Origin of the sequence: Acinetobacter sp. OYA S30 (assembly GCF_033599315.1) — a bacterium.
Taxonomy (GTDB): Bacteria; Pseudomonadota; Gammaproteobacteria; order Pseudomonadales; family Moraxellaceae; genus Acinetobacter; species Acinetobacter baumannii.
The window spans coordinates 1-10063 of record NZ_JAWVAV010000064.1; the positions used below are offsets into that span (position 1 = coordinate 1).

The 10063-nt window shown below is 40.9% G+C and carries 8 protein-coding genes; 1 reads left to right on the forward strand and 7 read right to left on the reverse strand.

Going from position 1 to position 10063, the window contains the following annotated elements:
* Window positions 1-147: 147 nt before the first annotated feature.
* The 6 genes from cntB to R5R67_RS18135 form a co-directional block, all read right to left on the reverse strand.
* The gene (gene cntB, locus R5R67_RS18110) at window positions 148-1104 is read right to left on the reverse strand and encodes a carnitine monooxygenase, reductase subunit CntB (RefSeq protein WP_000146424.1); all 957 of its coding nucleotides are present in this window, start codon (window positions 1102-1104) and stop codon (window positions 148-150) included.
* A 47-nt stretch (window positions 1105-1151) separates the two neighbouring features.
* Window positions 1152-2603 (reverse strand): NAD-dependent succinate-semialdehyde dehydrogenase, encoded by a 1452-nt coding sequence (locus R5R67_RS18115; RefSeq protein ID WP_000096955.1) that lies wholly within the window; start codon window positions 2601-2603, stop codon window positions 1152-1154.
* 64 nt (window positions 2604-2667) lie between these two features.
* Window positions 2668-3783: a carnitine monooxygenase subunit alpha gene (gene cntA / locus R5R67_RS18120; RefSeq protein ID WP_001277084.1), complete on the reverse strand. Its 1116-nt coding sequence runs from the start codon at window positions 3781-3783 to the stop codon at window positions 2668-2670.
* Window positions 3784-3825: 42 nt separating this feature from the next.
* Window positions 3826-4800, reverse strand: a complete 975-nt coding sequence (locus R5R67_RS18125; protein ID WP_000214733.1) for an alpha/beta hydrolase — start codon at window positions 4798-4800, stop codon at window positions 3826-3828.
* Between the two features lie 11 nt (window positions 4801-4811).
* Window positions 4812-6464, reverse strand: a complete 1653-nt coding sequence (locus R5R67_RS18130; RefSeq protein WP_002036843.1) for a BCCT family carnitine transporter — start codon at window positions 6462-6464, stop codon at window positions 4812-4814.
* Window positions 6465-6484: 20 nt separating this feature from the next.
* Window positions 6485-7597 carry a tartrate dehydrogenase gene (locus tag R5R67_RS18135; protein WP_001129668.1) on the reverse strand — a complete coding sequence of 371 codons (1113 nt, stop codon included), beginning with the start codon at window positions 7595-7597 and terminating at the stop codon, window positions 6485-6487.
* A gap of 103 nt (window positions 7598-7700) precedes the next feature.
* Here R5R67_RS18135 and R5R67_RS18140 point away from each other — a divergent pair, with 103 nt between their 5' ends.
* Window positions 7701-8681: a LysR family transcriptional regulator gene (locus R5R67_RS18140; RefSeq protein WP_001061609.1), complete on the forward strand. Its 981-nt coding sequence runs from the start codon at window positions 7701-7703 to the stop codon at window positions 8679-8681.
* 54 nt (window positions 8682-8735) lie between these two features.
* Here R5R67_RS18140 and R5R67_RS18145 read toward each other — a convergent pair whose 3' ends face one another.
* A complete protein-coding gene (locus R5R67_RS18145) occupies window positions 8736-9920 on the reverse strand; it encodes a porin (RefSeq protein ID WP_000830714.1) in 1185 nt (394 codons plus the stop codon).
* Window positions 9921-10063 lie beyond the last annotated feature (143 nt).

Here is a 10063-nt window from a genome sequence, read left to right on the forward strand (position 1 = left end):
TGCGCATTATCTATAGTTCTGTATAGCAGGTCAATACTTCAAAACTCTTTATGCCCACCAAATGAACAAATATGATTCAGATCGCCATTATTTGTTCATTTTTTAGCAAATTCTTACTTTAAGCAATTGATCGGCCACAGAAATATATTAAAGATCTAATACCAATTTTTTGCCTTTTGCTCTTGATACACAAATCATCATGCTCTTTTGTGAAGCTTTTTCAGCATCACTTAAGTATTGATCGAAGTGTTCTGCTTCACCTTCTAAGATAGCGGTTTCACATGTACCACAAACCCCTTCTCGGCATAGACATTCCACATCAATATTTAATGTCTCGATGGCTTGTAAAATAGTCTGGTTACTTTGTACTTCAATTTCCTGATTAGATTTGGCAAGTACCACCGTAAATGCTTCACCATCTTCAGGAACTGTTGAGGCAAATTGCTCCCAATGAATGTACTCATCGCGGTAACGGTGCTTGTTACAACAATCAATCACCGCATCAATCATAGGTTTAGGTCCACATACATATACATGTGTGCCTTTTGGTTGTGATGAAATTAATTCATCTAAGTTAAGCATGCTGCCTTCTGAATCGACATAACTAAATACGTGCTCTGCATGTTTCTGTGTTAGCTCATCAAGTAAAGCTGCATGTTCAGGTGAACGGTAAGCATAGTGCAGCTCATACTCTGCTCCACGTGCTGCCAGCTCATCCATTTGAGGTAAGAATGGTGTAATACCAATACCACCAGCTATCAAGATATGTTTATTGCCTGTTTCAGCTAGCGGGAATAAATTTTTTGGTTCTGAAATCTGGATTTCACAGCCTTCATTGCACTGATCATGCATGAAAACTGATCCACCCTTACCTTCCACATCCTTACGAACGCAGACTTGGTAAGTTGATAAATCTTGCGTACAGCTCATCAATGAGTAGGCATTAGAAAGTTGTTCATTCATTTTGACAATAATATGGCTTCCCCCACTAAATCGAGGAAAGTTCTGCCCATCTTGACGTTTGAACGTAAACCGTTTGATTAAAGGGGTTAGCTGTTCCACACGAGTAACAACCGCTGGGAACATTTCATAATGACTCGCCATATTAGAATCCTTCTTTTACCGCATATTTTTGTTGTTAGGGCTTATCCTTAAAGCCCTAAACACATGTATTTAATGGTCATGAATTCTTCAAGACCATATTTTGAGCCTTCACGCCCAACACCTGATTGTTTCACACCGCCAAATGGTACAACTTCATTTGAAATTGCAGTGGCATTCATACCGACCATTCCATATTCAAGCTGTTCTGACACTCGCCATAAACGTGAAATATTTTCGCTATAAACATACGCAGCCAAACCGAAGATAGTGTCATTTGCTTGAGCAACCACATCTGTTTCATCTGTAAAGCGAATGAGCGGCGCAACTGGACCAAAAATTTCTTCTTGGACAATTTCCATTGTACGGTCAACGTTAGTTAAAACTGATGGTTCATAAAAGGTTTGTCCTAAAGCATGCTGCTTACCACCACAGGCAATCTTAGCGCCTTTGCTCACTGCATCATCAATTAACTGCTGTGCTTTCAAAACTGCCTTTTCATTAATTAATGGACCAATTTGTACGCCATCTTCCAAACCATTACCGACTTTAAACTTTTGTACTTCTTGTACAAACTTCTCGGCAAAAGCTTGATAAATATTGTCATGTACATAAATGCGGTTAGCACAAACACAGGTCTGGCCTGCATTACGGAACTTGGCAAAAATCGCGCCTTGTACAGCTTTATCTAAATCGGCATCATCAAACACAATCAGAGGAGCATTTCCGCCCAACTCAAGCGCCAATTTTTTAATGGTGCTTGAACACTGCTGCATCAGTAAACGGCCCACTGGTGTTGAACCAGTGAAAGTCAACTTCTTCACTTTTTCATGTGAAGTAAATACCGAGCCAATTTCTTGAGATTTACCAGTAACAATATTAATCACACCAGCTGGTATACCTGCCTTTTCTGCAAGCTTTGCAATCGCTAATGCACAGTAAGGTGTTTCATTGGCTGGCTTAATCACGACCGTACAACCCGCTGCTAAAGCTGGCGCTGCTTTACGGGTAATCATGGCAATTGGGAAATTCCACGGCGTAATCGCAGCCACCACACCTACAGGTTCTTTACTGATAATAAAGCGCTGCTGGTTATTTACCGTTGGAATCACATCACCATAAATACGCTTGCCTTCTTCGGCAAACCATTGAATAAATGATGCAGCATAGCGAACCTCACCTTTTGCTTCTGCTAAAGGCTTGCCTTGCTCAATGGTCATGATTAAAGCAAGTTCATCGGTATGATCGAGAACCAGTTTATGCCAAGCCAATAAGATATCAGCACGGTTTTGGGCCGTTAAAGCTTTCCAACTTTGTAAAGCCGTATAGGCAGCTTCAACTGCTTGGGTTGCCTCTGCCGCTCCCATATTAGGAATTGTGCCAATTTCTTCGCCTGTAGCTGGATTACTCACCGGAACAGTCGCATTCGACTGTGCAGCTAGCCATTGCCCATTAATATAGGCTTGTTGCTGAAATAGTTCAGTACTTTGTAAACTCGACATATCGTCTTCCTAACTGAAGAATCAGGTGTAAGTCATCTTTACACCTGAATAAATCCCTTTGTTTTTATTGATGGTACTGCGCCACAAGATGTTGGAAGTAAGCAATACCATGCTCACTGATACCAGAACGTTGCTTGTCAGTCATGATACGGCCTTGACCACGATAACCACGTGATTTCAAACCACGTTGTACGCTCTCTACCAAGTTCAAATCTTCAGGACGGAATACATTGCGATACCACTCAATCAAATCTTTTTGATCTTGAGTCAGTTCTTCGTTCGTAAAGTAAATATCGTAATGCTGCAAAGTTGTTTCCGCATCAACAGGGAATTCATAAATAACTGTCATGAAGTTGCTGCCTGGTGGTACGTTGAACATGGTACAAGGCCAAGTCCAGAAACCATGAAACTCAGGATCTGTTACTGATGGATCAAGTTTGAATGACTTCTCAGATGAACGCGCAAAACCATATTGCAATGTCCAGTTTTGATGCGTTGTGTGCCAGTATTTATCGACTTGTACAGAGTCAGCAAAGCCTGGATGTGCAGGTCCACAGTGGTAGCATTCCATGTAGTTATCAACAATCACTTTCCAGTTTGCTGGTGTTTCTGTCACAAAGCGTGCTGCCAATTTTAAATCTTTAATCACACCACATGCTTGATTTAAACGCTCAGCAAAGCCCGGGAGCTGGTCTTCTACACAAGTCGCATTTTCATCCATATTAATAAATACGAAACCTGCATATTCTTCGACTTTTAAAGGCACCATGCTTGAGTTTTCTTTATCGAAAGATTCAACGTGGTCACAGTTACGTGCCAAAGCTAAGCTACCGTCTAGCTTAAACGTCCATGCATGATATGGGCAGGTAATTACATTTTTTGCTTTACCACTACCGCTTAAAAGTTCATGACCACGGTGCGGGCACACATTATAAAATGCGCGTAGAACACTATCTTTACCACGAATGATGACAATATTTTCACCAATCACTTTACGGGTAATATAGTCATTTGGCTGAGCCAACTCACTACCATGTGCAACGCAAATCCAGCTTTTAGCAAAGATTGCCTCTTTCTCGTGCTCGAAAACTTGAGATGAAGTATAGAAAACTTTAGGGAAAGTCCATGCAACATCTGGGTTTGCGCAAAAATCTTCAGGTAATTTTTCAACTGCACTCATGTTTTTACTCCATTAAATTCTTTTCGTCCAAATGACTCGATATTAAATTGATGTCTTTTCGACACTGCCAAACATGCGGCGTATCGCACTCAGCATGTTTTGATATAAATGTTGAACTTCCGGACAGTCACGCATCAGACGTAAACTGCCATGTAATAAACCTTTGCCTAAATGGAACTCGTTAGGGATACCTGCTTGTTCCAATTTTTGGGTAAGGAAATAACCGTCATCACTTAAAGGGTCATATTCAGCAACGGCTACAAAACTTGTAGGCATATCTGAAAAGTCCGTCGCCAATAAAGGGGCTAGACGTAAATCCTGCCAATCTTGTGAGTCCGGAGCATATTCCTTTAAATAAAAATGCATATCTTCTGTCGTTAACAACGGCGCATGGGCGTGCTTTTGTGCGGATGGGGTATCAAATGCTGTCGTTAAACATGGATAAACCAATGCCAGCCCTTGAGCTTGTAAACCACTATGTTGTAGTTCCACTGCAAGGGCAGCTGCTAAATTACCGCCCGCGCTATCGCCTGCTAGAACGATATTTTCACTATCGATTTGCCAAGCTGAACCATGTTGTTTAAGCCAGTGATAGACTGCTAAACAATCTTCAAAGGCTGCTGGAAAACGATGCTCTGGAGCCAAGCGGTAATCCACACTAATAACAACCGCATTTAAGTCCTTACACAAATAACTGGTAATAAACTCATGTGAATCGAGTCCACCTACCATCCAACCACCACCATGTAGATACAACACACATGGCCAACCAGACCCAGGTCGATTTGTTTTTGGTAAATACACACGAACAGGCACAGGATGCTCTTCATTTGCAATCACTCGATCTTCTACATCTAACTTGTCATCACGTGGCAAAGTGTAGTGTCGGCACATGGCATCATATGCCGCACGGACTGAGTCAATATCTGCATCTGCTGGTGAATAAATGCTGCTCCAATACACAAGGCTTTGCATTTCTTCACTTAAGGCATAAGTAGCCTGTTCATATGTCGTCATTACCATTCCCTCTAGCTGGTTTTTCTATCCAGTTTGATTGAGCTTGCAAGCTCAAGCTGCATCCGTTTTGCATGTTCATCTTGAGTCTGGTTTAAACCAATTTCCTGCTCATCATAACCTTGTTGCTCAATTAAATGTGATGGGACTTTGGCATAATCCTGTATGAGCCATTTCACTAAGCCATAGGTCTGAATCAGAATAATCACGATGAATGGTAAAGCCGTCACAATAGTTGCCGTTTTCATGGTGTCTAATGGTGCTTTACTAAAGATCATGGCAATTGGAACTAAGGTCAGCATGACACACCAGAACAGACGTGCATTTGGCGATGGGTCTTGCCCTTCACTTAAACCGCGTGTACATGTTGCCGAAACCGCATACCCTACTGCATCCATGTGTGCTGCCAAGAACACCACCATAATGCCGAGGAAAATCCACATCATGAGTTTTCCGGCAGGTAACAGGCTAAGCAATTGACCAATTGCAACCTCACCACCTTGTTGGCTCAAGATTTGTGGCACATTTACAGCCCCATGAATAAAGCTATAAACGCTATAGTTTTCAAACACACCAAAGATGAACCAAAGACCAACACTGCCACCAATGACCATGGCAAAGATCACTTCTTTAATAGTACGGCCTTTAGAAACACGCGTTACAAAGAGTGCCACACCCGGTGCATATGAAATCCACCATAACCAGTAGAAAACAGTCCATTCACGAGTAAACTTGCCGTCACCCATTGGGTCGGTAAACAAACTCATATCGACAAAGTTGGTTGCCATTAACCCGAAACTCATTAATGAATTATTCAAAATGAATTGAGTCGGACCAAAGCAAAGTACATAAATTGCAAATAACACTACACCCAAGCACACCATATGACTTAAACGCTGCATGCCCTTGTCCATACCTACATATGAACTGAGTGCGAACAGAACTGAAACTGCCAAAATAATGATGACCTTGGTCATAAAGGTATTTGGAATGCCTGTGAGCTGAGACAAAATATTGGTAAATGTCACGGCAGTGAGTACCAATGAAATCGTCAATGCACCGAACATGCAAAGCAAGAACATTAAGTCGACTAAACGACCAACCACACCAGTTGATTTAAAGCCTGTCACAGCCTCAATCACTGAAGCCAAACTTAAGCCTTTATTTTTTCTCACATGATAGCTGTAGCACAAAGAAATTGATGCCAAAGCATAAATTGCCCATGCACTTAAGCCAGAGTGAAAAAACGAGTAAGCCACACTATATTTCAATGCTTCTGCTGACTCAGGCGGTAAGCTCAAACCCGGAGTTTGATAATAGTAGGCCCAGTCCAAAAAGCCCCAGTACAATGTAGAAGACCCAATACCCGACAAGATGAACATAAAAATCCATGACATCGTGGTGTATTGAGGCTTTCCTTCTCCAAGCTTAATTTTTCCGTATTTACTAAAGGCAAGACCAAAAGTAAAAATAATGGCTAAAAAAGCAAACAGTAATACTGGGGTTGTAAATACCGATGTCGTCCACTGCATCCATGTTGCAGCAATCTTTATCGATTCTTGCGAATAAATCGCCAAACCAGCAACTGAAATAAATACAAACAGTAAGCTGGTGACGGCAAGAAATTTATCCGTATAAATTTTTGTGTTTTGATTATCCATATCCATACATCCATTTTTGGATGGCGTTATTCCATAGCGAATACGTCCATTTTAGTTTGGGCTACACATGATGCAATTGCATCTCCTACCTCATAAGTCTTTGCCTGACCGCCGATATCGGCTGTTTTTGGGCCATTAATTAATACATTCTCAATCGCCTGCATAATATCTTGACCCGCTTGGATACAGCGCTCGTCTTCTTCACCAAAGAATTCGAACATCATGGCACCCGACCAAATCGCAGCGATTGGGTTGGCAATTTGTTTACCGTAAATATCTGGTGCTGAACCATGGACAGGTTCAAACAGTGATGGAAATTTTCTTTCTGGGTTTAAATTTGCCGATGCCGCTAAACCAATGGTTCCCGTACATGCAGGACCTAAATCGGAAAGAATATCGCCAAATAAATTCGATGCCACAACCACATCAAAGCGTTCAGGTTGTAAAACAAAACGAGCCGCTAAAATATCAACATGCTGTTTATCAGCTTGAATTTGTGGATACTGTTTTGCCATCGCATCAACGCGCTCATCCCAGTACGGCATGCTCACTGCAATACCATTTGACTTAGTCGCTGCGGTAATTTTTTTCGCATCTCGCTGATTTGCAAGCTCAAATGCATAACGCAAAATTCGGTCTACGCCATGACGTGTAAATACGGCTTCTTGTAAAACAAACTCGCGGTCTGTTCCTTCAAAAGCTTTACCGCCAATCGCTGAGTATTCACCTTCACTATTTTCACGAACCACGTAGAAGTCGATATCGCCTGGTTTTTTACCTACCAATGGACATTTCACACCCGGCATTAAGCGCACTGGACGTAAATTTACATATTGGTCAAAACCACGACGGAACTGGAGCAGCGAACCCCAAAGCGAAATATGGTCAGGCACTTTATCTGGCCAGCCTACAGCGCCAAAATAAATTGCATCGTAGCCCTGCAAAGTTTCAAACCAGTCATCTGGCATCATTTTGCCGTGCTTAAGGTAGTAATCGCAGCTTGCCCAATCGAAAGCATCTAACTGAAGATCAATGCCGTACTTCTCTGCTGCTGCCTTTACAACCTTAATACCTTCTGGTAGAACTTCTAAACCAATGCCATCGCCTGCAATCGTGGCAACTTTATATCTTTTTGCCATAAGCTTCCTTCACACCTTCGACTAATATCCTTGTATGGCTTAAACATGATGTTTTAAGCAAAAATGATCAACAACAGAACTATCACTCCAATGGACACGGATCGTGAATAATCTACCTAACCTATCGGATTTAAAGGTTTTTTGCACAGTCGCCAAACTAAAAAGTTTTGTCGAATCTGCTGAGGAACTCGGGACATCGCCAGCTTTTATTAGCAAGCGAATTAATATTTTAGAAAACACGTTGAGCTGCAAACTTTTTCACCGCAGTACACGTCACGTTAGCCTGACAGAAGATGGCAAACTCATACTTGAGAGAGTTTCAAATATTCTTGAAGAATTTGATGAAGTCTGCGAACTAGTCAATAACCCGCTGAGTACACCCACGGGTCGTATGGATATTATTAGTAGCTTTGGTTTTGGCAGAAAACATGTCGCACCAATTTTGTCTAAATTAATGATGCTGTATCCAAAACTACAGATTCATTTTGATACCATCGACAACACCAAAGACCTGATTCAACACAGTATTGATTTAGACATTAGAATTGGTAATGAAATTGCACCCAATATGATTGCGAAGAAGCTGGCTTCTAATTTTCGTATTTTGTGCGCGTCACCGAGTTATTTACTTAAACACGGTGTACCTGACAGTATTGAAGATTTGCAAACACATGACTGTTTAACAATTAGTGAACGCGACCAATCCTCGGTTTTATGGAAATTTAGGCATGCTTCCGAAGATGTCTCAGTGCATATCAAACCCCGCTTTGTTTCAAATAACGGTGAAATTATTCATCAACTTGCCATAGAAGGTCACGGTATTATTTTCCGTTCGATTTGGGATGTTGCAGATGAATTGATTACCGGCCAACTTCAGCATATTTTGCCTGAGTACTGGCAAGATGCAGATGTCTGGGCAGTTTATCCATCACGACTCAAAAGCTCATCTAAATTACAAACCTGTATTTTGTTTATTCAAAACGAATTGCTCAATCGTTTACAGCATGTGCAAAACCTAAGCCGTGGACAACTCATTTCACCAGCCGTCAAACGAGAGCCACCGCCTGAAAAAGTCTTTCTATAAAAAAAAAGCCCTAAGTGGGCCTGTTCACTTAGGGCAATAGTTTACTTTTAACTTTTAGAAATAATATCCAATTGAAAGATAAAACAGTTTATCCCAATCATTACTGCTACCTTGTGCAAGGCCATTCGCCCCACCACCTACCATTGGATCATTTTTACTCATAATATATTCACCCTGAATACCAATGGCTTTGTAATTAAAATAAACGCCTGCAATTAAACGCTCAGAGTCTTTATATCCATCCTCATCTTTGAAAAAGCGGCTATGAGAGATATAGGGCTTAATATTTTCAATTTTGTGGAATGGCTGAGCAAAGGTATAGTTAATTTCATTGACCAGATATTTTCCTTTGTTAGCAACTTGATACGGGTAATCAAATGCTCCAATGGTTGAGCTATTTGGCAATAAATTATCGCCATTAGTGACATCTTGCTTACCTGCTAAGAACATCCATTGCCATGCTTGATATTGCGTTTGAGCAAATACATTCCATGATTTGCGGTGTCCATCTTCATCTGTTCTTTTATTTTCTAAATCTGAATACCAAACTGAACCACCTAACTCGGTCGAAAATTTTTGAGCTTTATCAAGCTCAAATTTGCTAGAGGCCCGCGCAATCCACATATTTTTTTCTTCAATATTGGTTCCTGTAGTTAAATCATCAGCTTCAACGAAATTACCACTATATCGGCTTGAGTCTTTTGATGTCCCCTTATAATTTCCTCCATCAGTTGGATAGAATCCTAAGGTTAAATTGTATTTGTCATCTGCAAATTTATATTTAATCCCCAGATTATCAATATCTTCTAAACCAACGGTATTTAAAAGCGTTTCGTAATAACTACTTCCCCAAAATTCACCAAAGCCAAAATCAACAGGCTGCAAACCTGCCGTGACTCTTTGTTGGTCAGATAACTTATACCCTACCCAAGCTTTTTTTAGAAAAATCGCATCACACAAGCGATCATATTGATAACAGCGAGCATCTGCTCCTGCAATCCAGTTTGGGTTTTCATAACCCAACACTAATTTAATATCAGTAAGTCGCCAGTCATCATTTTGGGAACCTTCATTCGCCCCGACCACATAATCTTTATGTAAATAACGAGAACGTACTGCGCCAGACACTTTAAATTGACCCGAATCTAAAGTTGGATCACCCCAACTCAAATCAGCTGCAGAGACTTGTGCTCCAGCAGTTAAACTTAGAATTCCTAAAAATAATAATGACCTTTTCATGTCTTCAACATCCTTGTTAAGTGTTATAAGAACATGAAGAAATTGGCTTAGACAAACAATGCCAGAACTATGAAGTCGGTCTTTACAAACTGTGTTTAATCAAAAAACAAGCATAAAAAAAGACCACGCAGGAGCGTGGTCTG